At 51.4% G+C, this 26776-nt stretch carries 24 protein-coding genes and 1 riboswitch; of the genes, 12 read left to right on the forward strand and 12 right to left on the reverse strand.

The window, feature by feature from the left end; translation table 11 throughout:
- Positions 1–5 precede the first annotated feature (5 nt).
- The 5 genes from DP091_RS16385 to DP091_RS16405 form a co-directional block, all read right to left on the reverse strand.
- Positions 6–839 carry an ABC transporter ATP-binding protein gene (locus tag DP091_RS16385; RefSeq protein WP_113059298.1) on the reverse strand — a complete coding sequence of 278 codons (834 nt, stop codon included), beginning with the start codon at positions 837–839 and terminating at the stop codon, positions 6–8.
- Positions 840–891: 52 nt separating this feature from the next.
- The gene (locus tag DP091_RS16390; RefSeq protein WP_113059299.1) at positions 892–1647 is read right to left on the reverse strand and encodes an ABC transporter permease; all 756 of its coding nucleotides are present in this window, start codon (positions 1645–1647) and stop codon (positions 892–894) included.
- Positions 1644–1937 (reverse strand): MTH1187 family thiamine-binding protein, encoded by a 294-nt coding sequence (locus tag DP091_RS16395; RefSeq protein WP_113059300.1) that lies wholly within the window; start codon positions 1935–1937, stop codon positions 1644–1646. The genes DP091_RS16390 and DP091_RS16395 overlap by 4 nt, the downstream gene beginning before the upstream one ends.
- A 92-nt stretch (positions 1938–2029) precedes the next feature.
- Complete coding sequence (locus DP091_RS16400) at positions 2030–3061, reverse strand: ABC transporter substrate-binding protein (protein WP_113059301.1); 1032 nt, start codon at positions 3059–3061, stop codon at positions 2030–2032.
- Positions 3062–3174: 113 nt separating this feature from the next.
- Positions 3175–3285, reverse strand: a riboswitch (TPP riboswitch).
- A gap of 171 nt (positions 3286–3456) precedes the next feature.
- Positions 3457–3840 (reverse strand): VOC family protein, encoded by a 384-nt coding sequence (locus DP091_RS16405; protein ID WP_113059302.1) that lies wholly within the window; start codon positions 3838–3840, stop codon positions 3457–3459.
- Between the two features lie 237 nt (positions 3841–4077).
- Between DP091_RS16405 and DP091_RS16410 the strand changes: the two genes are divergently transcribed.
- A complete protein-coding gene (locus DP091_RS16410) occupies positions 4078–5613 on the forward strand; it encodes a GGDEF domain-containing protein (protein ID WP_113059303.1) in 1536 nt (511 codons plus the stop codon).
- A gap of 208 nt (positions 5614–5821) precedes the next feature.
- Entirely contained in the window at positions 5822–6868 is a 1047-nt protein-coding gene (locus DP091_RS16415; RefSeq protein WP_113059304.1) for an EAL domain-containing protein, read from the forward strand.
- A 230-nt stretch (positions 6869–7098) separates the two neighbouring features.
- Here DP091_RS16415 and DP091_RS16420 read toward each other — a convergent pair whose 3' ends face one another.
- The 3 genes from DP091_RS16420 to DP091_RS16430 all read right to left on the reverse strand — a co-directional run bounded on the left by DP091_RS16420 (position 7099) and on the right by DP091_RS16430 (position 11292).
- Positions 7099–9402: a glycoside hydrolase family 65 protein gene (locus DP091_RS16420; RefSeq protein WP_113059305.1), complete on the reverse strand. Its 2304-nt coding sequence runs from the start codon at positions 9400–9402 to the stop codon at positions 7099–7101.
- An 84-nt stretch (positions 9403–9486) separates the two neighbouring features.
- Positions 9487–10137 carry a beta-phosphoglucomutase gene (gene pgmB, locus DP091_RS16425; RefSeq protein WP_113059306.1) on the reverse strand — a complete coding sequence of 217 codons (651 nt, stop codon included), beginning with the start codon at positions 10135–10137 and terminating at the stop codon, positions 9487–9489.
- A gap of 120 nt (positions 10138–10257) precedes the next feature.
- Positions 10258–11292: a LacI family DNA-binding transcriptional regulator gene (locus DP091_RS16430; protein ID WP_113059307.1), complete on the reverse strand. Its 1035-nt coding sequence runs from the start codon at positions 11290–11292 to the stop codon at positions 10258–10260.
- Between the two features lie 803 nt (positions 11293–12095).
- On the opposite strand from DP091_RS16430, the gene DP091_RS16435 reads away from it, so the two are divergent.
- Positions 12096–13301, forward strand: a complete 1206-nt coding sequence (locus DP091_RS16435; RefSeq protein WP_113059308.1) for an MFS transporter — start codon at positions 12096–12098, stop codon at positions 13299–13301.
- An 84-nt stretch (positions 13302–13385) separates the two neighbouring features.
- On the opposite strand, the gene DP091_RS16440 is transcribed toward DP091_RS16435, so the two are convergent.
- Positions 13386–13838 (reverse strand): Lrp/AsnC family transcriptional regulator, encoded by a 453-nt coding sequence (locus DP091_RS16440; RefSeq protein WP_113059309.1) that lies wholly within the window; start codon positions 13836–13838, stop codon positions 13386–13388.
- A gap of 181 nt (positions 13839–14019) precedes the next feature.
- On the opposite strand from DP091_RS16440, the gene DP091_RS16445 reads away from it, so the two are divergent.
- Positions 14020–15204 (forward strand): serine hydrolase domain-containing protein, encoded by a 1185-nt coding sequence (locus tag DP091_RS16445; protein ID WP_113059310.1) that lies wholly within the window; start codon positions 14020–14022, stop codon positions 15202–15204.
- Positions 15205–15259: 55 nt separating this feature from the next.
- On the opposite strand, the gene DP091_RS16450 is transcribed toward DP091_RS16445, so the two are convergent.
- The gene (locus DP091_RS16450; protein ID WP_113059311.1) at positions 15260–16621 is read right to left on the reverse strand and encodes an amino acid permease; all 1362 of its coding nucleotides are present in this window, start codon (positions 16619–16621) and stop codon (positions 15260–15262) included.
- A 199-nt stretch (positions 16622–16820) separates the two neighbouring features.
- Here DP091_RS16450 and DP091_RS16455 point away from each other — a divergent pair, with 199 nt between their 5' ends.
- The gene (locus DP091_RS16455; RefSeq protein ID WP_113059312.1) at positions 16821–18518 is read left to right on the forward strand and encodes an alpha-amylase family glycosyl hydrolase; all 1698 of its coding nucleotides are present in this window, start codon (positions 16821–16823) and stop codon (positions 18516–18518) included.
- Positions 18519–18637: 119 nt separating this feature from the next.
- On the opposite strand, the gene DP091_RS16460 is transcribed toward DP091_RS16455, so the two are convergent.
- Positions 18638–19657, reverse strand: coding sequence for an ATP-binding cassette domain-containing protein (locus tag DP091_RS16460; RefSeq protein ID WP_258394585.1), 1020 nt, complete (start codon positions 19655–19657; stop codon positions 18638–18640).
- A gap of 99 nt (positions 19658–19756) precedes the next feature.
- On the opposite strand from DP091_RS16460, the gene DP091_RS16465 reads away from it, so the two are divergent.
- The 7 genes from DP091_RS16465 to DP091_RS16490 all read left to right on the forward strand — a co-directional run bounded on the left by DP091_RS16465 (position 19757) and on the right by DP091_RS16490 (position 25791).
- A complete protein-coding gene (locus tag DP091_RS16465) occupies positions 19757–20698 on the forward strand; it encodes a helix-turn-helix transcriptional regulator (protein WP_113059314.1) in 942 nt (313 codons plus the stop codon).
- An 80-nt stretch (positions 20699–20778) separates the two neighbouring features.
- Positions 20779–21453, forward strand: a complete 675-nt coding sequence (locus DP091_RS16470; RefSeq protein ID WP_113059315.1) for a response regulator transcription factor — start codon at positions 20779–20781, stop codon at positions 21451–21453.
- Entirely contained in the window at positions 21450–22838 is a 1389-nt protein-coding gene (locus DP091_RS16475) for a sensor histidine kinase (RefSeq protein WP_113059316.1), read from the forward strand. Before DP091_RS16470 ends, DP091_RS16475 begins: the two co-directional genes overlap by 4 nt.
- Positions 22839–23139: 301 nt before the next feature.
- A complete protein-coding gene (locus DP091_RS31610) occupies positions 23140–23391 on the forward strand; it encodes a hypothetical protein (protein WP_146747006.1) in 252 nt (83 codons plus the stop codon).
- A 30-nt stretch (positions 23392–23421) separates the two neighbouring features.
- Positions 23422–24342 (forward strand): ABC transporter ATP-binding protein, encoded by a 921-nt coding sequence (locus tag DP091_RS16480; protein ID WP_373456928.1) that lies wholly within the window; start codon positions 23422–23424, stop codon positions 24340–24342.
- Positions 24339–25055 carry an ABC transporter permease gene (locus DP091_RS16485; RefSeq protein WP_113059317.1) on the forward strand — a complete coding sequence of 239 codons (717 nt, stop codon included), beginning with the start codon at positions 24339–24341 and terminating at the stop codon, positions 25053–25055. Before DP091_RS16480 ends, DP091_RS16485 begins: the two co-directional genes overlap by 4 nt.
- A gap of 1 nt (position 25056) precedes the next feature.
- Complete coding sequence (locus DP091_RS16490; protein WP_113059318.1) at positions 25057–25791, forward strand: ABC transporter permease; 735 nt, start codon at positions 25057–25059, stop codon at positions 25789–25791.
- Between the two features lie 115 nt (positions 25792–25906).
- On the opposite strand, the gene DP091_RS16495 is transcribed toward DP091_RS16490, so the two are convergent.
- The gene (locus tag DP091_RS16495) at positions 25907–26746 is read right to left on the reverse strand and encodes a Gfo/Idh/MocA family protein (RefSeq protein WP_113059319.1); all 840 of its coding nucleotides are present in this window, start codon (positions 26744–26746) and stop codon (positions 25907–25909) included.
- Between the last annotated feature and the right edge of the window lie 30 nt (positions 26747–26776).

Here is a 26776-nt window from a genome sequence, read left to right on the forward strand (position 1 = left end):
ATCGGTCAGCGCTTGTGCTGTTCTTCCCGCATGATGGCGGAAATATCGGTTTTTAATGCGATAAAGGACGGATCCATCAGGATGTTTTCCCGGCGCGGACGGGAGAAAGGGACTTCTACCCGTTTCAGGATGGTTCCGGGCCGTGCTGACAAGATATAGATGCTGTCCGAGAGGAGCAGCGCCTCCTCGATATGGTGGGTAATCATCAGCACCGAACGGCGCGTATCCTCCCAGATATCGAGCAGCCAGCGCTGCATATCGCTGCGCGTTAACGCATCCAATGCACTGAACGGTTCGTCCAGGCACATAACTTCCTGCGGACTCATCAGTGCGCGCAGAAAAGCTGCTCGCTGCTGCATTCCGCCAGAGAGGGTGTGCGGATATGCTTTTTCGAAGCCGCTGAGTCCGGCACGTTCCATCCAGCTGCGGGCATGTTCCCTGGCAGCGGCTTTCGAGGTGCCTCTCAGCTCCTCGGGAAGGAGCACATTGTCCTCCACCGTACGCCAAGGGAACAGGGCCGGCTGTTGAGGCATGTAGGCGATGCGGCCTTTTTCCCCGGTCACGTCCTGATCGTCCATGAGGACAGTGCCCGCATCCGGAGCTGTTAACCCCCCAATGATATGGAAGAGCGTGCTCTTTCCGCTGCCTGAAGGACCGATTAAGGAGACGAATTCCCCGGGCTGTACTTGAAGCGAAAGGCCATCCAGAACATGCACTTCGCTGCGCCGGTCACGGAAGGTTTTTCGAAGGCTGCGAACCTCGAGGGCAGGTGCGGTTGAGACCGAAGCAGCCGACGGGTCAGCTCCGTCCTGGACCGTCAGGGGTACTTGATGTGTCATATCGACAAATGGCCTCCTATCATATAAGATTCGAAACGTCTATTCATGGGATTTAACCTTTTCGATTCCAGCGGATGAGCCGCTTCTCCAGCAGGGTGATCAGCAGCACCATCAGCAGGCTGAGCAGGACGATGACCAGGATGGCAACAAATACCCGATCCGTGCGGTAGCCGGATTTTTGCAGCATCATGTAGTGGCCGATTCCCCGGTCCGATCCGATCCATTCCCCGATAACCGCACCCATGACCGAATAGGTGGCCGCAATTCGAATCCCGGAGAAGATGGAAGGAAGCGCATGCGGCAGCTCCAGCTTGCTGAAAATTTGCCACGAGGAAGCCCCCGCCATCTGCATGTAATTCATCATGGTTCGGTCAGTACGGGCCAGTCCGTCCAGGGCCGCAACAGCGACGGGGAAGAAGCAGACCAGCGTAATCACGATAACCTTGGGCAGCATGCCGAAGCCGAACCATATCATGAGAAGCGGGGCAAGGGCGATTGTCGGCACATTCTGGCTAAGAATAAGAAGCGGATAAAGAGCGGTTTTGAGAAAAGGCACCATGTGCAGTGCCAGCGAGATGACTAGTCCGATCGCCGTACCGATCATAAATCCGATCAGGGTTAATTGCAGGGTGGCCGCTGTATGCTGGAAGAGACCGGAAGCTCCGGTAACGGCCTCATGCCCGATGGCCGTCGGCGCAGGCAGAATAAAAGGTTCAATGTCGAATATGGATACTGCGGCCTGCCATACCGCCAAAAAGAAGAGGACCGCCACAACGGGCGGCCAAACCGAACTCCACCAGCTTCTCATGGACGGTATTTCTCAGTCAGCTTATCCATGCTGATGCCGCTGGGATGATGGGCGATTCTGACTTGGGATATGATGCTGGGACTTCCCGCATTCACCAGCGCTTCATGCATGCGCTCAACGATCTTGAGCAGCTCGGCGAGCTCTCCTTCCATGGTCGTTTCGAGTGCATGAACCTCGTATTTCACGCCTGATTCCTGAATGACCTTAATCGCTTCATCTACATAAGGGATGCTGTCGGCCCCGTTTGGCGTTCTCGGTATCACTTGAATGCTCAAGAGCGTATTCGCCATGTAAACTCATCCTTTCGTGCAAGCTATATTGTAATGGAAGAGAGACAGCCTTCCGCAAACGTCGTCTCTCTTCTTTTTAAATAGAAATAACCTTATGGCTGCTCCGGTAAAAAATCATTGGTGAATGCGCGGTCAGCGTCAAGCTCTTTCTCCAGCAGCTTACGCTCAAACATCCAGTCTGCATATCCCGACCATACTTCGGCTTTTTGTTCACCCCAGCGGGATGCATCATCCTGATAACGGGGGCTCAGCCATTTTTGGCTGGCGAGAACCAGTTCGGCATCCAGGTCAGGAACCGCCTTCGACAGCAGGGCTGCCGCATCTTCTGGATGTTGAATCGCATAGTCGTATCCTTTTGAAGTCGCCCGCATGAACGCTTTGATAAGCTCGGGGTCCTCCTGAATCAGCTTCTCGTTCGTCACGATAACCGGCGTGTAATAATCAAGCTGCTCGGAGTAGTCCTTCACATAAATCATGTCAAGCGGTTCATTGCGAAGCTCGGCTTCAATACCTGTCCAAGCATAGAAGATCCAGGCAAAATCAATGTCGCGTTTGACGGCCGTAAAATAATCGGCATCGCCCATATTGACCATTTTCACCTTGCTGACATCGGCGCCATCGATCTCCATGATGGATTTCATGACGGCTTCCTCCACAGGCGAGCCCCAGCCGCCATAGGATTTTCCTTCAAAATCGCCTGCTTTCGCGATGCCTTTGTCCTTAGGGGCGGCAAAGCCGGACGTATTATGCTGAATGATCGCTGCAATGGAAACGAGCGGCAATCCTTGGGTTCTGGCCAGCGTTACGCCCTCCTGATAGCTGATGCCAAACGGCACGTTACCGGATGCGACCAGCGTATCCGTTCCGCCTGCTCCCGGCTGGACGATCTGGACATTAAGCCCTTCTTCCTCATAATACCCAAGCTCCTTCGCTGCATACAGGCCGGTGTGATTCGTATTGGCGGACCAATCGAGCATCAGCTGAACGTCACGGAGTTTTCCGGGGGTCTGACTGCCTTCGCCTTCGGCACCTGTCTTCTTGTTCTGTCCGCTTGTACCGCATCCGGACGCGACCATAAGCAGGACGCAAGCGAGAAGCAGCGGAATCCATCTTCCCTTCTTCATCGTTTCTTCTCTCCTTTGAGTTCTCTTTCTATTACCTCGCAACTCCACAAAAAAACGCCCTGATGATATCAGGACGCATGACGGCGTAAGTGTATACCACGGCAAATAAAAAGCTGCCGCAAACATGGGCTTCCTACGCTGGCATTACCCAGATCAGGTGTAAGGGTCAGTATCATATCGGATACACTCTCAGCCGGCCAAATCCAGCTCCCCCGGTATTTATGAAGTTTTGATCATTACATCCGCTATTATAGTCCTAACACACCAGACCTGTCTAGTTCGAAGGAGCGCGAGCGAGGCAGGTCTTTGCTCAGAACACTTGCCATGGGAAGGATTAATTAATCCTATGAACCTTTCACGGAATAAAGGATTTGAATAAGGCTTCTATATTGAGGTTATCGCTGGAAGAACTCAATCCATTCCCCTTCGGGACCATGCACGAAGAAATAACGGAAACCATTCGGGAGCGTCACGATTTCCTCGTCCAAGTGAGGAACGTCAAGTCCTTGAACCCGGGCATATTCCTCTTCAATGTTATCCGTGCTGACTGCAAAATGATGAACGGTGCCCTCCGCAGGCAGCGAGTTGCTGTATCCCTGAATAAGCTCGACTTCCGTCTCGTTGCTGCCGTTAAAACCGAGGAATGCCAGCTGGATGACGCCATTCGTATGGGTTAGGCGATCCTTTAGTTCTAGTCCGACTACGGATGTATAGAAGGCGATTGTAGCTTCTATGTCCCGGACAACAATACCAACATGATCCAATCGTTTCTGTGACATGGTTCAACTCCCTTTCCGATCTATCTATATGAGATATGACTGAAATATTATCACATAATCCCTATACGTCAAGTGGGAGTTGTGTTTAGGGTGGGGCTGATAAAGATGATTTTTCTTTCATTTCCTCATCTTTACTTTTGGGTGGGTAAAAAGTATCATGAGAAATAGAGAGATTAATTCAAAAGACCTAACATACGAAAGCGATCCAGCTTACCTTTTGGCCGAGGAGGAATGCTTATGAGTCCAACTCCAGCAGATCATCTGTGGATTCGACTCGCCATGATATATGCATTCATTCAAATCATGATTGCTCTGTGGATGCCTGAGGCTTTATCGCTTCAGCGTGTTCTAGTCATAATTCCTCCTGTAGCCGCCTCCGTTTATTTAATGCGGATTAGTCGGCGTTATGAGGTTCATCTTCGCAGGTTTTGGCTTATTGTTAGTCTCGGATTGATGGGGGATGCAGCGGCACGAATCATTCATGCTTGTTATGTTTGGTTTGGAAAAGAGAGCGCTTTCTCATCGATCCTAACCCATTTGTTCTGGGGACTTGAACTCATTCTGTTCGCAAGCTCTCTCATTTATTTATTCCGGCATGTTCAAGGTTCGCTTCGGGGACTCCGGTTTATGCTGGATATCGTGATTGTTGGCATTGCCGTCATGACGGTAGGGTGGGAATATTTCATCAAGCCTGAGCTTCAGGGTCTGGCCCATGAGGCAATATGGGGAAACCTTTGGGTGGACATGCTGTATCCCCTGTGTGCAATGGTACTTATCTTTTTTACGCTGGTGTTATATTTTAATACCGGACTGTTAGGGAAATGGGCGGCCATTCTGTTATGTCTCGGCGGAAGCACTTATATTGCCGGGGATGTTCTGTACATCTATCTCGTTGATCTTTTGGATATCGAGCTTCGCTCCTACCTGCATCCACTCTATACGATATCGGTATTATTCATTAGTTTCGCAGGTGGGCAGTCCGCTCCTGATTCCCGTAAACCGTCCGTTGGCGAGCGGGAGCCGCGCTCAGTCGGAAACCTGGTCGTAAGGTATCTGCTTCCCTACAGCGTGCTTGGCGGGATGGTTGCCCTTATGGCGCTGCGGTTTGGAGGATGGACTGGACTGTTTACCGGTCTATCCCTGTGCGTGATCCTGATTCTATTCAGGCAGATTTTAATCCAGTTCGAGAACGACCGTTTGTTTGACCGACTGCATGAAAGTCTGATGCAGAGTGAAGCCCTGGCACATCGTGATGATCTCACGGGGCTGTATAATCGCCGTTATTTTAATGCAAGGCTGGCGAGCTCGCTGAAGGAGGCGGACCGCGCAGGTTCCCGCGTAGGCTTGCTGTATATGGATATGAACCGTTTCAAACGAGTCAATGACCGATACGGCCACCGTGCCGGCGATCTGTTGATTCGAAAGGTTGCAGACCGGCTTCAATCCCTTGAATCTAAGGGAGTTTTGGTTTCCCGTTTAGGAGGAGACGAATTCACCGTTATGATCCATCCGGCTGGTGAGGATCAGGAGCTGATCTGGATGGCGGAGGAGATCTGGACGATGCTTAGCGAGCCATACGAATTGGAAGGGCATGAAGTCCGAACCACGCCGAGTATCGGCATTGCGGTTTATCCGGATCATGCCAGAAATGACCAGGAGCTGATTGGTCGCGCCGATGCCGCGATGTATGCGGCGAAGGAACGGAACGCCCCTTGGCATTTTGATGTGGAGCGGACGATGCTGCTGCAGCTTTTGGATCAAAAGCTTGAGTAGATCAAGCATGACCATCGTATTGATAGTGCGTTGTTACAAGCAATAAAAGTCGATTTTTGTAGAATTTAGCGTAATCATTGCACGAATCTTGCGCATTTCTCTTAAAATAGGTCATAACTTCGATATAAAATCCATAAAATGCAAAGAAATCATATTCAAAATGCCGATAAGAAGCATAGTGAGAGCTAGCTTGCCAAGGAGGACGAACATGATTTGCGACAATTGCAGCACCTTTGAACCGATTGAGGACCAGGGGACCATTCATATAAAGCCTGCAAGTGGTGAGCTTATTCAGTTGCTGGCAGTGAACGGCTACGCGGTACAAGAGAACAATGAGGGTTGTGCTGTAAACTACAAGGTACGTGCGGACCTGATCTCCATGATAAAGTGTCTGCAGCCCCTTCCGCTGAAGATTCGTCAAGAGCTGTCCTTCTGTGTTACCGGTGGAGAAGCTCCGCAAATCCGGCATTCTTGGACCCCTATGCAGAAGTTCGAACTGCAGATGGAGCATTACGATATGGTAAGTATCATTTTACATAAGCAGTTCACGAGCTATATGCAGCCCATCGTGGATTCATCTGAGCAGATCTTTGCCTACGAGTTTCTCCTTCGTCCGGTAGAGTGGGGAGCCAGGTTCCAGCCGTATGAGCTGTTTGAGACAGCCCGTAAAACCGGATTGCATGCATTCCTGGACCGGGCGGCACGAACCAGTGCCATCGAGACCAGTGCCGAGTGGCTTCCCATCGGCGTTAAGCGATTCGTGAACTTCCTGCCATCCTCCATATATGATGCGCAGATGTGTCTAAGCCACACCTTTCATACCATAGACAGGCTCCACCTGGATCCGAGGGATTTCGTATTTGAGGTCGTGGAAACCGAGAAGATTGATGATGTTGAGCATTTGCAATCGATTTTCGAGGTGTATCGCAGTCATGGAATCTCGGTAGCCATGGATGACGTTGGTGCAGGTTATTCCACATTGGAGCAGATGATTAAGCTTAAGCCGGATTATGTCAAGATCGACCGGAGTCTGATCGATCATTGCGATCGCAATCCCGCACAGCAGGAGCAGCTCAAAGTGATCACGAACAAGGCTCATGATTTTGGGGCCATGGTGCTGGCAGAAGGCATTGAAAGAAGGGAGGAGTTTCATTTTTGCCGAGAAATCGGGATCGAGCTCTCGCAGGGGTATCTGTTTGGGAAGCCATCTGAACGGCCTCCGCGTGATCCTCATTCTCAACTCATCTATTCATAGCATACATAATCGGTATTTCCCCCGCTATCGGGATGCGGAGCTTTGCAGTTTGTCACAGCCTTTGGCTGAGTTCAGACATTCTAGAGGCTTGGCGTGGTTGAAAACGGGTCTTTTAAGAAGGAGTGATGATGCCCTGAAGGAGCCCGTACTCTGTAAAAACAAGAGCCCTGGAACGTTCTCCAGGGCTCTTGTTTTTATATAACTCGGTTGTTTTTGTAGACGTATGCCTGTTATCTTGCGGCTTTGACCTCTCCAAATCCGTCGATGCTGTACTCCTTGCCATTCACGTTCAGGACAGCCGGCGTATCTGTTTCGTTGACAATGATGGTTTCCTTGCCTTTGACGTTGACCTTCAAGCGGGAACCGCGGAACATCACCTTGAAGGAGAAGGAAGACCAGTGACCAGGAATGAATGGATTCAAATGCAATACGCCGTCCTTCACGCGCAAGCCGCCGAAGCCATGCACAACGGACATCCAGGTTCCTGCCATACTGGTTGTATGACAGCCGTCCTCGGTATCGTTGTTATAGTTGTCCAAATCCAGTCGAGCTGTACGGAGGTACATCTCGTACGCCTTCTCCTGGTACCCAAGCTCGCACGCGAGAATGGAGTGTACGCAAGGCGAGAGGGAGGACTCATGCACCGTGAACGGTTCATAGAAGTCGAAGTTGCGTTTTTTCGTAGCCAAGTCGTACTGGTCGCCAAGGAAGAACAATCCTTGCAGCACGTCAGCCTGCTTAATGTATACCGAGCGCAGAATGCGGTCCCAGGACCAGTTCTGGTTCAGGGGCAGGTGGGCTGGATCCAATTCCTTCACCGGGACCAGCTCCTTGTTGAGGAAACCGTCCTGCTGCAGGAAGACGCCGAGCTCCTCGTCTACCGGGTAGTACATTTTGCTGATGATATCCTGCCATTTGGCCGTTTCGACATCCTGCAGCCCCAGCTTCGCCGTAAGCTCGGCATAGCGGGAATTCTCGTTCTCTTTCAAATATTCGAGCACGTCAAGCGTGTATTCCATCGTCCAGCTGGCGATGCGGTTAGTATACCAGTTGTTGTTCACGTTGTTCTCGTACTCGTTCGGACCGGTGACCCCGAGCATCATGTACTGATCCTTCGCCGGCACGTAATTCACGCGCTCTTCCCAGAAGCGGGAAATTTCGACGAGCACTTCCAGGCCGTATTGGCCGAGGTAAGAGAAGTCGCCCGTATAATTGACATAGTTATAGATGGCATAGGCAATCGCGCCGTTACGGTGGATTTCTTCAAACGTAATTTCCCACTCGTTATGGCATTCCTCGCCGTTCATCGTCACCATTGGATAGAGGGCGCCTTTGGTAAAGCCGAGCTTCTTGGCGTTTTCCTTCGCTTTTTCCAGGTGTTTATAACGATAGATCAGCAGGTTGCGCGAAATGCTGGCGTCCGCGGTGCTCAGGTAGAACGGCAGGCAATAAGCCTCGGTATCCCAGTAGGTGCTGCCGCCGTATTTTTCCCCGGTAAAGCCCTTCGGCCCGATGTTCAGACGGTCGTCTTCGCCGCTGTAGGTTTGGTTCAGCTGGAAGATGTTGAAGCGGATCGCTTGCTGGGCCGCCACATCGCCTTCAATGACAATATCGCTTTCCTTCCATTTGTCGCCCCACGCATCCGCCTGCTCCTTCAGCAGCAGCTCAAATCCGGTTTCGACCGCCGGCTCCAGCACAGCACGAGCGGCATCCACCAATTCGCCGAATCCATGATTGCGGGATGTGACGTTGGCTACATATTTATAGATGGTGATGGCTTCGCCTTCGGACACGGATACGTTTACGCGGTTCGCCGCATACTTCTCTTTTTCCACCAGTTCGGCCTGAAGATCCAGCTTCGCGCCGTTCTTAAGGATGCTGTATGACATGACGGAGGTCACATGGAAATCGAGTTTCTTGGTCTTTACGGTTAATGCGGCCGAGCCTTGAGCGGCTTCCTTAAATACCTCCAGCCAGAATTTCTCGTCATAGTTGGAATCTTTGTTCTTCACATCGCCATCGAGATAAGGCGTAACCGTAAGCTCTCCAGCAAAATTAAGCGGGGTTACGGCATATCGGATGGCACCGATCTCGTGGCGTACAATGCTGACAAAACGGACAGCTTCAACCTTGAGCTCCTTGCCGTTTTCCATGACGGCGGTAAAGCTGCGGGAGAGGAAGCCTTCCTTCATATTCAGCTCGCGCACAAAATCCTTCACCGTGCATTTGGCCAGATCCAGCGGCGTACCGTCGATTTCAATGCCGATGCCAATCCAGTTGGTACTGTTCAGCACTTTGGCAAAATATTCGGGATAACCGTTCTTCCACCAGCCTACACGGGTTTTATCCGGATAATACACGCCGGCCATATAACTGCCTTGCAGGGAGGAACCGCTGTAGGATTCCTCGAAGTTGGCGCGCTGGCCCATAAATCCGTTACCGATACTGAAGATACTCTCCGAGATCTCATGCGTGCGAGGATCAAAGCCCTCCTCAATAATTGACCATTCATCAAGCTTTAAATATTGTTTCACAATCATCGGCTCCTTTGTTTTTAGGAAAAATGGTTGCAGTTCTATATGGGATTTAAACTACCTGATGCCGTAAGTCTCATTCGCTTACAACTCCAGCAGACGATCCACCGTGAATCCTTCCAGGGAGGGAAGAACGATGTTGGCGCGCCCCAAGGTTTCAGGCGATCCGATGCCGACGCTCCGCATTCCCGCGCGGATGGCGGCTTCGATTCCAGCCTCGGCATCCTCGAATACAACGCAGGCGTCAGGCCGGGCGCCAAGCTCGCGGGCTCCCAGCGTAAAAACCTCGGGATCCGGTTTCGCTTGGGCAGTCTTCGTTCCATCGATGATAGCGTCGAAGTAAGGAGTCAGGCCGGTATTGTTCAGGATCAGCATCGCGTTCTTGCTGGCGGAGCCCAGCGCAACCTTGATGCCGCGGTCCTTCAGCGCTTGGATAAATTCGAGGGCTCCAGGCAAAATCTCGGATTTGTCCATGTTGGAAATATACTCGACATACCAAGCATTCTTCTTCTCGGCTAGTGCCAGCTTCGCGTCTTCATCGAGCGTGATTCCGCCAACCTCAAGCAGAATATCGAGGGAAGCCATGCGGCTTACACCCTTCAGGCGTTCATTGTCCTGCTCCGTAAATTCAAAGCCAAGCTCTCCGGCAAGACGCTTCCAGGCAATGTAGTGATACTTGGCGGTGTCCACCAGCACGCCGTCAAGATCAAATAAACAAGCGGATAGGGTTGACATGATCATCCTCCTTAATGAATTAGTGCAAACGTTTGAACCAAGCTGCAAAAATAAAGGAAGCACCACGATGCTTCTTTATTTTGATAATACTTCGTGTATTCCGCCATGGTTATCCAAACCTTAAGATTTCGGCGGCGAAAACATCGAGGATTCGCGGATCATCAACCGGTGCGGAATGATATAGCGGTGCGGCAGTATCGTGTTGTCATTGTTACGAATGGTCTGGATCAGCGCTTGGGAAGCGGTATAACCCAGGTTGTAAATACCGATATCCACGCTGCTCAGCGGCGGGGTCGATAGTTCGGTCAATGAAATATTGTTGAAACTGATAATGGATACATCTTCGGGAACCTTATACCCCAGTTCGTGCAGCCCCCGCAGCACGCCGAAGGATACAATATCGTCAACAATGACAAGCGCCGTCGGACGTTCAGGCAGGTTCATGAAAAAGGACATGGCGCGATAGCCGCTCTCCTGAAGGAACTCGCCTTCGACAATCCATTCCTTTCTCATCTCCAGACCGGCATCGGCAAGCGCTTTGCCATAGCCTTTCATCCGGTCCTGAGAGACGATCAGGTTAGGCGGGCCGCTGACAAAGCCGATCCGTTGATGTCCAAGGGAGATCAGATGCTTGGTTGCATCATAGGCCGCCTGCACATTATCGGTATCGACCGATAACAGGTCCGGGTACTTCTCGCTCCGGCCGACAAGCACGAACGGATAGTTGTTGGACTTGAGAAAATCGACCACCTGATCGTCCTGCCTGGAGTAAAGCAAAATGGCGCCGTCGACGCGGCGACCGTTAAGCAGCCGGGATACGGCTTCGACTTCTTCCTTCTCGTTGCCGCCCGAACTGAGAACGACGTCGTATCCGGAGCGGTTCGCTTGGGTGACGATCCCGCGGATCAGTTCCATGAAGAATAAGTTGAGGAACAATTCTTCCGCTGGTTTCGGCAGAATCACGCATATGCTTTCCGTCGTCTTGGAAACCAGGCTCTTGGCCATAATATTGGGATGGTAGCCCATTTCCTCCATGATCTCTTTCACCTTCCGCGAGGTTTCGCGGCTGATCCTAGGATGATTGGAAAGCACCCGTGAGACGGTGGAGGGGGATACGCCCGCTCGTTTTGCGACATCTTTAATCGTTACAGACATAATAGGACCTCCAGTGGAACCGTTTGCGTTTTTTTGAAAATAAGAAAGCGACTACTGGAGTTCTCTCTAATATCCAGAAGAGTAACTTCCGCTAATCGCGGACCGTTCTTCTTTATTTAATTGTGGGTCCGTCAGGCCCTGAGTATACATGATACCTATTGATTTAAAGCCATATTGATCCTGTTTGTTAAACGGTTTCACACTGCTATATTAACGTTAATCGATAGGCTTGTAAATACGTATCCAAGTCAGTCCAGCGCAAATATTTCACAAATACATCAAAAATGAAGCAAGAATTAGAAAACGGGAGAAAGTGCGGTATTATAGTCAGAAAAGCCCGGAAAACAACTTAAAACGGCATTGTGCAAACGATTTAACAAAACGGAGGAGCTGGTTATGATATCGTTGGGTGAAAAAGTGGCCGCACTGACAATATTAAGATGGAACTAATGTTAAACTCTATTATGTAACCGTTTTACTGGAAAAACTAGGCAGTTTAGGATTCAAACGTTTGCGCTGTCGCTGTTGAGATTCTTCCAAAAAAATGTTCAAAGTTTTTTGGTTAGATAGTTTGATATCAAATCACTGGCAGCTATACATGGAAGCCGTCCTTAGAATCATGGAGTGGTTACAAAGACGATAATGCTTTTGAACTAACGGAAAAACTAACAAAATAAAAGGAATATCATGATAAAACCCCTTTATTACCTTTAATCCGGTATGCAAAAGAATGCTTTTTTTATATAAGCTTATATGCATAGTTCTGGATAGGATTATAAATATATGAAAAGGGGTTTTTATGCATGGACGCTAACACATCCCTCCCAATCAAAAGGGAGTTACATTCCATCTCTTCCGAACGCCTTCCGTGGGCCGGGCTGCTTGCATTAGCCATGGCTGGATTTATTTGCATCCTCACGGAGAGCCTGCCTGCGGGTCTGCTGCCCCAAATTGCAAAAGACCTTGGGATCACAGAGGCCTTAACCGGACAGTTGGTCACTCTTTATGCCATTGGGTCACTTGTTGCTGCCATTCCCTTAACTTCGGCTACACGTGGATGGAGGCGCCGACCTCTTCTGCTGGTATGCATCAGCGGTTTTCTTGTCTTTAACAGCGTTACCGCCTTATCCTCGGATTATATACTGACGCTTGCTGCCCGTTTCCTGGCCGGGGTATCTGCAGGTGTGTTATGGGGAATGACAGCAGGTTATGCACGTCGGATGGTCCCGAATTCATTAAAAGGCAAAGCAATGGCCGTGGCTATGGTTGGGACACCGCTGGCATTAGCCCTCGGTGTCCCAATCGGCAGTTTTCTCAGTTCTTATGTCGGCTGGCGCCTCATCTTCGGTACTGTATCTCTTCTGACCGTTGCTTTAATCGTATGGGTACTCTGGAAAGTGCCGGATTTTGCCGGAGAGCCGGCCGGTGAACGTCTTCCGCTGCATAAGGTGTTTTTGATCCCGGGGGTTAGGCCTATCCTGTTTGTTGTTCTGGCCTGGATCCTGGCTCATAATATCCTGTACACCTATATTTCCCCCTACCTAACCCAGACCGCCTTTGCTAACAGAGTAGATTTGATTTTGCTCATTTTCGGCATCACTTCCATTGTGGGGATTTGGGTGACCGGAATGCTCGTCGACCGGTTGTTGAGGGGATTGGTTCTCATCAGCATGGCGGCATTCGCCCTGGCGTCTGTAGTGATGGGAATAGGTATTCATCAACCTGCGATTATTATCCTTGGAATTATGATCTGGGGACTTACGTTTGGCGGGGCTGCCACACTGCTGCAAACTGCCATTGCTCAAGCCGGGGGCAAGAGCGCTGACGTAGCCCAATCGATGCTGGTTACAGCATGGAATCTGGCGATTGGCGGAGGGGGCATCGTCGGCGGCATCCTTCTTGAGCTGTTTGGGGCTGGATCCCTTCCCGGCTCGCTGTTTATCCTGCTGATTCCCGCTTTGCTCGTAGCCATACGTGCTCATAAATATGGATTTCCCAGAGGAAATTAACAGGAAGGCCGTTATGGATATAAGAAAAGAGGAGTTCACATGATGTGGACTCCTCTTCTGCTTTTCATTTTGAAGAGAGCAATCTTATTCTGCATGTACCAGCAAATTCGGTCCTTCCATGAGATTCTTATGTGCAATAGGAGAAGACATGGTAATTAAGGTCATATAGGTGCCGTACGGATCGCACTTGTTCTCAAACTCTTCCAGTCCCTGGATGGAGTCGGTCAGGATTTTCAGCAAATAATTGTACTCCCCACTGATCCGATAACATTCCACGACTTCAGGTGACAAACGGCAGAAATCCAGGAAGGGATAACAATCCCGTGTCCGAAAAAGAACATATGCCGTGCTCTGCTTACCCACTTTGGATGGGGAGATCACGGTACGATATTCCTCGATAACCCCTTTTTCCTCCATTCGCTTGACTCGTTCAGTAACAGCGGGCTGAGATAATCCAACCAGCTTGCCTAATTCGGTCATGGATAATCTCGCCTGGTTCTCCAAGTGAAACAGAATATGCTGATCAATTTCGTCCATAGAACCCACTCCTTTAATCTATAAGGTATGATCATGAATTACCTTAGCTATATTCGCTAATTGATTATAATACCTTTAATGTCTTATGTGATACAAGATAAATCATTTATATAATAAACACAGTCACAATAATTAATCAAGCACATCATCTAGCACATCATCTTAAGAGAGGAAGATAGGAATGGAAAGAGAAAATATGACGACATTGCATAGTTATGTGGATGAAGCAATCGACCGCGCTCTAAGCGAAAAAAGAATTGTGGGAACGGTTGTACAGGTTGCAGTGGGAGGGCAGCTGATATACAACCGAGCTGCTGGTTTCGCGGACAGGGAACATAAACGCACCATGTCGGAAAACGCTCTGTTTCGGCTTGCTTCCGTCACCAAACCCATTGTATCGACAGCAGCTCTGGCATTGATCTCACAAGGAAAGCTGAGTCTGAATGATTCGGTGACCCGCTGGTTACCTGCATTCCGGCCCAAGCTTCCCAATGGTGAGTACGCTTCAATAACGGTTCATCAGTTGATGACACACACCGCTGGATTGACTTACCGTTTCTTCCAGGAAGACCAAGGAACCTATGAACTTGCAGGCATATCGGACGGGATGGATTTGGCTGGAATCAGTTTGGAAGAGAATCTCCAAAGGCTAGCTTCTGCTCCTCTTCTGTATGAGCCAGGAAACATGTGGAGGTATTCCATTGCAACGGATGTACTCGGAGCCGTTATCGAAAAGGTCACTGGAATGTCATTAAAAGAGGCTGTTCAAATGCTCGTTACTCATCCACTTCACATGACGGACACTGATTTTGTTGCCGTGGATCCGGATCGGTTGACCGCCGCATACGCGGATGGGCCTGAAGAACCGCGCCTTCTCCATGATGAGTTGGAGCAGGTTCCTTTTATTGAAGGTACAGCCGGTTTCCGGCTTGCACCCAACCGCGCGAATGATACTTCTGCTTATTCATCGGGTGGAGCGGGTATGGTTGGAAGTACTGGAGATTTTCTGACTTTACTTGAGACACTGCGGCAAGGAGGAAAGCCTATCCTTACGGAAGCCGTTGCCGCTGAGATGTCCACCAATCAAATCGGTGAGCTCGTGATGCCGTATTGGCCGGGAAGAGGGTTTGGCCTTGGTTTTACGGTACTTAAAGACGCTATTGCAGCTGCTACACCGGAATCACCAGGTACGTGGCGAATGGGTGGAACCTACGGCCATTCCTGGTTTGTTGATCCAAGGGAAGAACTTAGTGTTGCAGCATTCACTAATACGGCACTTGAAGGGATGTCAGGCCAATATACTACCGATATCTGTGATGCCATCTACGCAGGCATTCGTGAAAGCAAAGAGGCTGCAAGAACCTAAATACGAAAACCGCCCAATAAATCATTGGGCGGTTTTATGTTGTACGAAGCAACTCCTACTGTCTGTTCCCGCTTAAGCTTCTCTTTTGGAGAAGGTAGATCCCGGCAACCAGGATAAACCACACCGGAGTGACAAACAGCGCCACACGTGTATCTTCTGCCAATGCCAGAACAACCAGCACAAACGCCAGGAAAGCCAAAATCAAATAGTTCGAAAATGGATAGAGCGGTAGCCTGAAACGACTCCGACTAGCCAGTTCCGGCTGGGTACGGCGGTATTTCAGGTGACAGATCACCATGATCCCCCAGACGAAGATAAAGCAAACGGTCGAAACACTTGTAATTAGTGTAAACACGCCCTCGGGCATCACATAATTCAAAATAATCGCAACCAGGATGACCAGCGAGGAGAAAAATAGTGCATTGGAAGGTACCTTTCTGCCATTCAGACGCCCCAACGACTCGGGTGCATTACGATCCTTGGCCATCGAGAACACCATACGGCTTGTACTAAAAATGGCACTGTTGCACGCCGAAGCTGCGGATGTCAGCACCACGAAATTCACAATGCCGGCGGCAGTCGCAATACCTACGGCTGCAAACACCTGCACAAAGGGACTTTCGCTCGGCACTATCGCTTTCCACGGGTAGATGCTCATAATTATCAGCAGTGCTCCAACATAGAAGAGCAGCACACGGATGGGGATCTGGTTAATGGCTTTGGGAATAACCTTCTCCGGATTCTCCGTTTCCCCCGCTGTCAGTCCCACCAGTTCCATGCCGACAAAGGCGAACACGACCATCTGAAACGAAATGATGAAACCATGCATTCCATTCGGAAACCATCCCCCATGACTCCACAGATTGGAGAAGCTTGCTGTCCCCTGATCCGTAGTAAAGCCTTTAAATATCATATATAAACCGACAACAATGAGCGCCAGAATGGCAATGACTTTAATTAAAGCAAACCAAAATTCCATTTCACCAAACAGCTTGACCGTTGCCAGATTCATGACCAGTAAAATGATAAGTGCAATTAAACCGGGCATCCATTGCGGTACATTGGGAAACCAGAACTGCATATACATGCCGACCGCGGTAATGTCCGCCATAGCGATGGAGATCCAGCAAAACCAATAGGTCCAGCCGGTCATGAACGCTGCCATATTTCCCAAGTAATCACGGACAAAATCCACAAAGGAATGATACTGCAGGTTGCTTAATAACAGCTCCCCCAATGCACGCATGATCAAAAACAAAACAATACCTGTAATGATATAGGCCAGCAGTATGGACGGTCCGGTCAGTTGAATCGTCTTCCCCGCTCCCAGAAAGAGGCCTGTCCCAATCGCACCCCCAATTGCCATGAGCTGGACATGCCTGTTTTTTAACCCCCGTGTTAATGTTTCTTCTTGCATGGTAAACCACCACTCTCTTTCTGCAATTGCTCTCTAAGTTGCTGACACTTGTACACAACCCATAATATAATAGTCTGACCAGAATACCTATCCTTCATTTCATTTTAGTCAGCATGTCGTGGTGGACTGTAGATATAATGTAGTGCATGGAAGGGGTGGCTCGGTGAAGATAAGCTGCGAGCAAATAGGGGGTAACAACGTGATACGTTCTACATGGGGAAAACGAAGGGGGCTGCCTCTTTGGCTTGCCGCCATTGCGCTTACGGGAAGTCTGCTGGCAGGCTGCAGCGGCACAGCGGCTCCATCGCAAGAGGAGGTTAAGCCGCCGGCAGCCCCGGAAACGAAACAGCCGGATTCGAAAGCGCCCGCAACAATGGAGACAGCGGAGGTGGATGAGCAGTCCTCCGACGTCTATTATGAGATTTTTGTACGCTCATTCTATGATTCCGATGGGGATGGGATCGGTGACTTACAAGGCGTCATTGAGAAGCTGGATTATCTGAATGACGGAAATCCGGAAACTTCAGAGGATCTTGGCGTGACGGGGATTTGGCTGATGCCGATTAATCCTTCGCCGAGCTATCACGGCTATGATGTGACTGACTATCGTTCCATCCACCCGGACTACGGAACCCTTAATGACTTTAAGACGCTGCTTGCCGAAGCGGATAAGCGCGGAATCAAGATTATTATGGATTTGGTAGTCAATCACACAAGCACGGAGCATGCCTGGTTTCAGCAGGCTGCGAAAGACAAAGCTTCGGCAACCCGCGATTGGTACATATGGGCCGAGGATCAAGGGAGGACTCCTTCAGGAGCCAGCGCCGCAGGCAGCGACTCGCCATGGCATGAGATCAACGGGGCCCATTATATGGGCACGTTCTGGGGCGGGATGCCGGACCTGAACTTCGATCATCCCAAGGTTCGCGAAGAGATGAAGGATATCGGGAAGTTCTGGCTGGAGCTCGGTGTCGATGGATTCCGAATTGATGCAGCCAAACATATTTATGAAGATCTGATGACCGATAAAGGCGAAGCGACAACGGCTAAGAATACAGCATGGTGGCAGGAATTCCGGGCGAGTATGAATGAAGTGAATCCGGACGCTTATATTGTCGGGGAGATTTGGGATAACTCCGCTGCGGTCATTGCACCGTATCTGGATAACGCGTTTGATTCCGGGTTTAACTTTAGCTTAGGCGAGAGCATCATCGGGGCCGCGATGAATGAAAAGGATAACAATCTGGCCTTCACCCTGGAGCGGATTTATGGCTTGTTCAGCCAAGTATCGGGCGGCAAGTTTACGGATGCCGCGTTCTTGACGAATCATGACATGAACCGTGTCATGTCGCAGTTGAAGGACGATGAGAACCACGCCAAGATGGCCGCCGGCATTCTGCTGACCATGCCGGGCAATCCGTTTATGTATTACGGAGAAGAGATCGGGATGAAGGGAGCGAAGCCGGACGAACAAATCCGAGAGCCGATGATCTGGTCCAATACGGGCAGCGATAAGGGGCAGACGACCTGGGAGCCGCTTAAGCATAACCGCGGCGATCAGGTGCAGGGCGTGGAACAGCAGACGGGAGACCCGGATTCTCTGCTGTCCCGTTACCGCACGCTGATCCGCTGGCGGAATGATATGCCTGCGCTGAACAGCGGAACGATTGAATCCTTTGCTTCCGGCAATGGGCAGGTGATGGCTTATATCCGCCGTTCCCAAGACAACAAAGCCCTTGTTGTCCATAACCTGTCAAGCGAAGAGCAGACGGTCGATTTGGCAGCAAAGAGCGGGGAATCGCCGTTCCCATCCTTGTCGAAAACAACGGATGATAGAGCGGCATTAGACGGCAATGGTTTAACACTGCCGCCTTATACAACCGTCATATTGGAGTAGGCAGCTGTTTCTCTATTGAGTGGAACACAAAAAGACCGCGAGCCCCCTTGGAAGGAGGGGGGCTCGCGGTCTTTTTGCCGTTAGGATGCCTTCGCATGAGTCAAAAAAGGCCTGGATGTCTAGCCTTGAAACTGCCGTAAATATCTGGCCGTTAGGGAGTGCGGGCTCTTCAGCAGATCGGCCGGTTTGCCGGAGAACAGAACATTCCCGCCGTCATGTCCCGCGCCGGGCCCCATGTCGATGATCCAATCCGCTTGGCTGATGATGTCCAGGTTATGCTCAATCACAATGACCGTGCTGTTCTGAGCGACAAGTCGGTTGATGATGGACATCAGCCGCTCACAGTCGGACAGGTGAAGGCCAGTCGAAGGTTCATCGAGCACATAAATTTCACCTTGCTTATCGAGCTCTGCCGCCAGCTTCACCCGCTGCCGTTCCCCACCCGACAGCGTGCTTAAGGGCTGGCCGAGCGTCAAGTAACCCAGTCCAACATGCTGAATGCGCCGAAGCGCGGCCGCGATACCTTGCTCCTTGAAATAATCCAGCGCTTCGTCGGTGGTCATGGCGAGCACATCACTGATGTTTTTACCGCGAAGTTGATAGCCCAGAACGTCATCATGAAAGCGGCGGCCCCGGCAGGCTTCGCAAACCGTAACCAGACTGTCCATAAAAGCCAGATCCATCGTAATCGTGCCGGAGCCGTTACACACCGGACAAGCCCCCTTGGCATTAAAGCTGAACAGGGATGGACTTACCCGATTCTCGTCGGCGAACAGCTTGCGGATGGCATCAAAAATGCCGGTAAACGTCGCGATATTGGAGCGGTTGGATGCCTGGATCATGTCCTGATTGATAATGATGGCCTCCGGATAAACGTTCGGCAGCACCTGGTTAATGAGCGTGCTTTTGCCTGACCCGGCAACGCCTGTAACCACTGTCAACACCCCGGCCGGAATGTTCACGGATACCTGCTTCAGATTGTGAAGGGAGGCGTCTATGATGCGCAGCCATCCGGCCGACTCCCGGACCGCGGACTTTAAGCGTGCGCGTTGAGAGAGATATTTACCTGTCAGGGTGTTGGCGTGCCGCAACCCTTCCGGGTCCCCCTCATACACGTGTTCCATAGGGTTGCACATCATGAGGGCTCCTTTCTTGTATCGCTTTGACCTTGACACGGCAATAGCATATCTTATAAACATGACAATTATTGTCTAGTTATAACGTGTGAGGAGGGTATTATGTCAAAAGCGAAACAGCTTATGGATGTCATCATGTATGTCAATGCCAAAAGGAGCTTTACCGCTCAGGAAGTGGCCGATGAATTCGGCGTTTCCGTTCGCACGGCGCACCGGTATCTAACCGAGATCAGCGACATGGGCGTTCCCTTATATACGGAGCAAGGGCGGCACGGGGGATACCGTACATTGAAGAGCCGCGTTCTTCCGCCGATCCTGTTCGATGAAGATGAAGTGTTTGCTATATTTTTTGCTGTTCAAGCCTTGAAGCGTTATACCTCGTTGCCGTTTGAGCTGAATATCGGCTCTGCCTCCCGCAAGCTGCTGGCCGGATTTCCGGAGGATACCAAAATGATGATCAGCCGCCTGGAATCGGTGCTGACATTCTGGAGTCCAAGCAGAACCGCAGGGTTCCCTTATCTAAAAGACGTCATTGAAGCCGCTCTTCATCAGCGGGCTATACGGATCAGCTATCGTTCCAAATCGGGTACGAGCGACCGGGAAGTGATGCCAATCGGCGTTTATGCCCAGGATGGTTTATGGTATATGCCCGCGGTTGAGCATGGGAAGGAAGGGGTGCGCCTGTTCCGCATGGACCGAATGGAATCTTTAGCTATGACCGATACCACCTATAAGGCGGACATTAGCATGCAAGAATGGCTCGAGGACTACCCCATTCGGGAGCCGGTTCGGTTGTATGCAGAGCTGACTAGGGAAGGGGCGAGACAGTGCGAGAGCATTCCGTGGCTGGAGAACGAGGTAGCCATGCAAGATGAGCACCGGGGCATTGTGGATACAACCATCGATGGCAATGATCTTGAATATGTCGCTCAAATCTTCCTGCGTCTGGGTATGGAAGCGAAAGTCATTGAACCTCCGGAGATCGTCGATATGCTGAGGGAGAAGGCAAGGCAGCTGAGCCTGCATTACGGATTGCCGGGTTAGCGAATCTGATGCCTGCACGCCGGGTATCCCATGATACAATGACAAATGATGGATCAATGCACGAGAAAGGAAGATGGATCATGAGCGCATGCATTCTATATATCGAGGATGACCGGGAGATTGGCGGGTGGGTCAGTGAGTTTCTCAAGGACAAGGGGTATGAGGTGCGATGGCTGCTCAGCGGAGAGAAGGCCGTAGGGGAAGCAGCTTCGTGTGCGGTCGTTGTTCTGGATGTTATGCTTCCGGGACTTGACGGCTTTACAGTTGGGCAGCGTCTCAAAAAGGCTTATCCCGGTCTGCCCATCCTGATGCTGTCGGCTCGAACCTCCATTGACGATAAGCTGCAGGGGCTTGAGTTCGCCGATGATTACTTGACGAAGCCCTTCCACCCGGACGAGCTGGCCGCCCGTCTCGAGGTGCTTCTGCGTCGATCCGTCGTTAAATCCGCGGAGCCCGTAAGAGTGAAACACTTATCGGTATACGAAGCCGAGAATCGGATCGTGAACGAGGATACCGGCGAGGAGACGCTGTTGACCGGTAAACAGCATCAAATCTTTATGTACCTGCTCCAGCACCAGGGACGTGTCATGACCAAGGAGCAAATATATGAGTCGGTCTGGGGAGAGTCATATATCGAAGGGGACAAGACGCTGATGGTCCACATCCGGTATCTGCGCGAGAAGCTGGAGCGGGATCCCGCCAACCCGGAGATTATTGAGACGGTCCGCGGGCTTGGTTATCGGGTGAGAGCATGAGATGGAGAAAGAAGCAGGGAAGGTTCCGCAATTCGCTGACCAACCGGTATTTGCTATTGATTCTGATGGCCATGATCTTCATGCCGATCATGTTTCCATTAGCGTCGATTTTTTACTGGTTCGTGAACGATACCTTCTCGGACCGTCCGCCGACCCCTGCAGGGAAATATACCAGCGGTGCCGCGTTAGAGAGATTGTGGCACGAGGAAGCAGCCGGATTAAGCGAAACTTCGCCGGAGGCCATTGAGCAGAAGCTGATTTCGATACGACAGGAGTATCCGGAGATCTCCATGTTCTGGGTGGATGGCGACAATGAGACCAGGCTGCAGCTGCCGGTGCAGCCTGACCTGCCAGAGGTATGGAGCGCGCTCTATACCGTGCAATTTATGAAAAACTCTCTGGATAGCGACCCTTTCACCTCCGTGGCTTTTATTGGGGGAGAGGGATCGGGAGAAGGATTCATGGTCATGCAGCTCCCGAGAAAATACCTGAATGTCCAGCAGCCCATTGCGAGCGAAACGGCGCTGTACGGGGTGTTCACAGCTTCGATGTCCGGCCTGTTCATTCTGGTCTCCTGGCTGTTCTTCGTGCGCATTCGCAAGCGGCTGCTGCGGCTTCGTACGGCTATGAAGTCGTCCCATACGGTGACGGGCATACCGCAGCCGGTTGCGTTAACCAAGTATGACGAGATTGGACAGCTGGAAGAGGGCTATAACGATATGGTCATCCAGTTGGAAGAGGGGCAGCGCCGCCAGCGCGAGGAAGAAGAGCTGCGCAAATCCCTGATCGCCAATCTGTCTCATGATCTGAGAACCCCCTTGACGGTGATTCGAAGCCATATTTTCTCCATGGAACGGGAGCCGCTGAGCCCGAAGGGGAAAGAATCGCTGTCACTCATTGAATCGAAAATCGCGGATTTAGGCGGCCTGATCGACAACCTGTTGTCCTACAACCTGCTAACCAGCGGCAGAGTGCAGCTGAACATGGAGCCAACCGACGTTCTGCGAATCGTCAAGGAAAGCGCAGCGGCCTGGTACCCCGTGTGGGAGAAGGCGGGAATCGAACCCGATATCCAGGTGCGCGACGAGCCGCTGAGCTGGAACGTGGACGTGCTGTGGTTCCGGCGACTTCTTGATAATCTGTTTCAAAATGTCGTCCGCCACGCCTATTCCGGGCAGTACATCGGAATACATACCGAGGAGAGAGAGGGGCTTGAGGGCGTGCTTGTCATTTCGGATCACGGACCTGGAATCGAAAGCGACTCCGGCAACAAGGGCACGGGCATCGGCCTGGCCATCGTGGATCACCTGACAAGGGAAATGGGACTTGGATGCCATGTGGTGAGCTCGGATGAGGGAACGAGGATCAGCATCTGGAAGCGGTGAGGAATCAGGGGGGGCATGCTGGCGAAGAGCGAGATCGTTTCTAGCGGAAGTTATATGCAATTCAAGTAGCCTATCTCAGTTATGGGCAGTAAGGCTAGTATGTGAAGGATTTAAACCACCCAAGCAGTTTTTAGAAAGTTATTTCGAACCGTCGGATATACGAGAAGGAACCGGAATTTGCCGGTTCCTTTTTTGGTTGGGAATATACATAAGCGTGCGTGTTTCGAGGTATATTTGGAATGGCAGTCAACCCTATGTGATTTAAAAAGTGACGGGGTAGGCATTTATGGTTTAAGGTACGATGATTGTACTCTCAAGTTTAAACCTGAACTTCTACGTGTACACCAGCGGAGGAGACGGAATCGTTGCTGGAGAAGCGAAGCGTTCGCCTTTAAATCCGGGAAACCACCCTTGGGCAAATTCCAGTTTCCTGGATTTAACAGCGATCGGAAGAACGATCCGGCACCGGAGCGGCCTTTGCTGCACGAAGCTACTCTATCAGCCTGCCAGCTTTTTTAAAGTAAATTTAAACTTGAGACCGACCGGCATTTAACCTTGGACAGGTAGGATATTACCTGAGGTGATGAACGTGACGGAACTCGTCATTCAAACAAAAGGCTTATATAAAATATACAAAAAACGCGCAGCAGTCGTAGATTTGAACCTGGAGATCGCACGCGGCGACATTTATGGCTTCCTTGGACCGAACGGCGCCGGGAAAACGACGACCATCCGCATGCTGCTCGGACTCATTCAACCGACTCGCGGCGCGATTCATTTGTTTGGCAAGGATTTGAAAAGTGAAAAAATGGACATTTTGCGCCGGACCGGATCGCTCGTGGAGTATCCTTCGTATTACGGCCATTTGACGGCCGTTGAGAATCTGGAAGCGATTCGCCGGATCACCGGCGGGCCGAAGTCCCGCATCGCGGAAGTGCTGGAGATCGTCTCCTTGACGAAGGAGGCCAAGCGCCCGGTCAAGGGATATTCGCTTGGGATGAAGCAGCGTCTTGGCATCGCCGCTGCCCTGCTGAACCATCCGGAGCTGCTCATTCTGGACGAGCCGACCAACGGCCTGGATCCATCCGGCATACATGAAATCCGGGAGCTGATCAAGAATATGCCGCGCCAATACGGCATTACCGTGCTGGTATCCAGTCACCTGCTGGGCGAGGTCGAGCAGATGGCGGACAAAGTCGGCATTATCCGTGAAGGAAGGATGGTGTTCCAGGATACGATCGACAATCTGGTATCCACGGCTTCCAGCGGTTTCCGTCTGTCGGTGTCCGAGCCGGAGCTAGCACTCGGTTTGGCACTGGACCTGGGCTGTGAAGGAGTTCTGCGTAATCAGATGCTGGAACTGGAAAGCATGCAGGACGCGAAGATTGCGCTGCTCGTGAAGCGGCTCGTGGAGAATCAGCACGCGGTGTACCGGGTGGAAGAGCAGCGGAGATCGCTCGAGGATATCTTCATGCAGATCGTAGGGGAGGGAAGCCGGGTATGATGTTCCGTGCGCTTTCCGCCGATTGGCTGAAGATCCGGGGCAAGGGCATTTGGTTTCTCGCTGCGCTCGGTCCCATCGGGCTGGCAGCGATGCAAGGGCTGAACTTCGGACTTCGCTATGATTACCTGATGAAATCCTACGCGGCCGATCCCTGGGGCGGGCTGCTGGAGAACGTGCTGTTTTTTGTGCCGATTGCCCTCTTTCTTGGGATCACGCTGGTCTGCTCGCTGATGGCCAACGTGGAGCATCAGCTGAGCTCGTGGAAACAGCTGCTGGCATTGCCTATTTCCAGAACGGCGGTATTCAGCGCCAAGTTCGTACAGGCCTTCCTCATTCTCTGCGTATCCTGTCTCCTTCTGTCGATTAGTACCGCCGTGCTTGGCATCATACTGGGGATGGGAGCAGATCAAATGCCTTATCTGAATCTGCTGCGCATCGGTTTTGTGCAATTATTTGCTGCGCTTCCGATGCTGGCCTTTCAGCTGTGGATGTCATTGACGCTCAAGAACCAGGGTATCGCGGTTGGAATCGGGATTACCGCCTCCGTCGTATCGATGTTTGCCATGCAATTCCCCGATTGGATGCCGCTAAAGTGGCCGCTGCTGGCTTACATGGGGCCGGGAGAAGTCAAGGTCATCGGAGCGGGTTTGCTCCTGGGCGCGGTTATAACGTGCGTTGGCCTGATTCATTTTAACCGAAAGGATGTGGACTAAGATGACATCCTACAGAAGAGCGGTGTCCGCAGAGTGGCTAAAATTGTCGAAATCAAAGCTATGGCCGCAAATTATCTTGTGTGCGATCCTGGTCATGCTGCTTGGCATATTAAATGGAAAGCCTGAGGAGCTTGCGCCATGGGAGTATTTGATCAGCATTATGATCATCCTGCATGCGATGCTGCTGCTCCCGATTCTCACGGGGATATTTAGTGCCATGGTGTGTCGGTATGAGCATTCGGGCGGGGGATGGAAGCAGCTTCTCGTCTTGCCGGTTTCACGCGGAACCGTCTATTTTGCGAAGTTTTCGGTGGTAGCCATGCTGCTGGCCGTCGTCCAGTTACTGTTCATGGGAGCCGTGCTGGGAGCCGGCTTGATCCACAAGGTGGATGCCCCGATACCGTGGGAAATGCTGCTGCGTTGCCTGCTTGGCGGTTGGGTTGCTTGCTTGCCGCTTGCCGCGCTGCAGCTTGGAGTCTCCACGGCCTGGAGCAGCTTTGCCGCTCCGCTGGCATTGAACGTTGTATTTACCATACCGAACATGCTGGTGGCCAACTCGCAGACGTATGCCCCTTACTATCCGTGGACGCAGCCGTTTCTGGCGATGATGCCGGCGGGTCAAGCCGATTTCGGCGCATTCAACCTGCCGTTCGAAAGCCTCATGACCGTCGTGGTTGGCGGGTTTCTACTGTTCTTTCTCACGGGATTCGTCTATTTTCAGCGGAAAGAAGTGTAAGGCATTCAGAAATGGAAAAAACCGGTTATGCATGACAAGAGCTGCCCCGGGCCCTTTTGGCCTGTTGGAGCAGCTCTTTTTTATTTTCCTAATGTGTAACGAACCCTTGGTTTCGCTATTGAGGCAAATCCACCCACACATAAGGGGTGTCAGCGGCCTTCAATCCATACTCGATAACCGTGATGACGGCGACCGTTTCTGCCGGGTTGACGGCAGGCTTGCCCGTTTCGAAGAAATTCACCAGATTCTCGATGAACAAGTTGAAAAAATTCGAATGGGCGGTGACCTGCTTGAAGCCCCCGTCGCCATTCTTTATCCCTAAGGTAAATGGACAATTATCGCCAAGATGATTAACGGTGGCCTGCCGTCCGTTCCCGAAATCGATCAGCAGGGCAGGGGAGTCAGGCGTGCCGATATACATCACCCGCTTCGGGCTTGCCCCCATCAGGCTGACGATCGGCTCGATTTGATGGATCGAATAATTGGCGAAGGCACCCGGTCCCCAGCTGCTGATCGTTTGAATATCGCTTCGATCCAGCTCACGGTATTCGCTGGCAAAACGCAGGGCGGACGTCGAATACATCGGCGTTCCATGCTTTGCCGCCAGGTCGAACAGGCGGATAGCCGTTTCGCGGTCAGGCGCGAACGTTTTATCGATATAGGTCGGCTTGCCGGATTGCAGCGGCAGCTGGGACAGCTCCTCATGGAATTCCGGGTTATCCGGGGACAGCACGATCAGGTAATCACTGCGCTCCACCACCTCTTCGATTGTGGGCAGCAGCTCAATGCCAAACTCCTGGCTCCAGGCAGCGTTCGTGAGCCCGTTTTCTTTGTCTCTTTTGCCGTAGGCGTACACGACCTTCATGGCATGTTCCGATGCCTGTTCAATCCACCCGGGATATTTATTCGCGTGGAATTGGTCCAGATGCAGGTCGATGAATCCGATTTTTTTCATGATAAAAGGGCCTCCCTGGCGTTCGGACTA

It is taken from the genome of Paenibacillus sp. MDMC362 (genome assembly GCF_003269305.1).
Lineage (GTDB): Bacteria > Bacillota > Bacilli > Paenibacillales > Paenibacillaceae > Paenibacillus_AQ.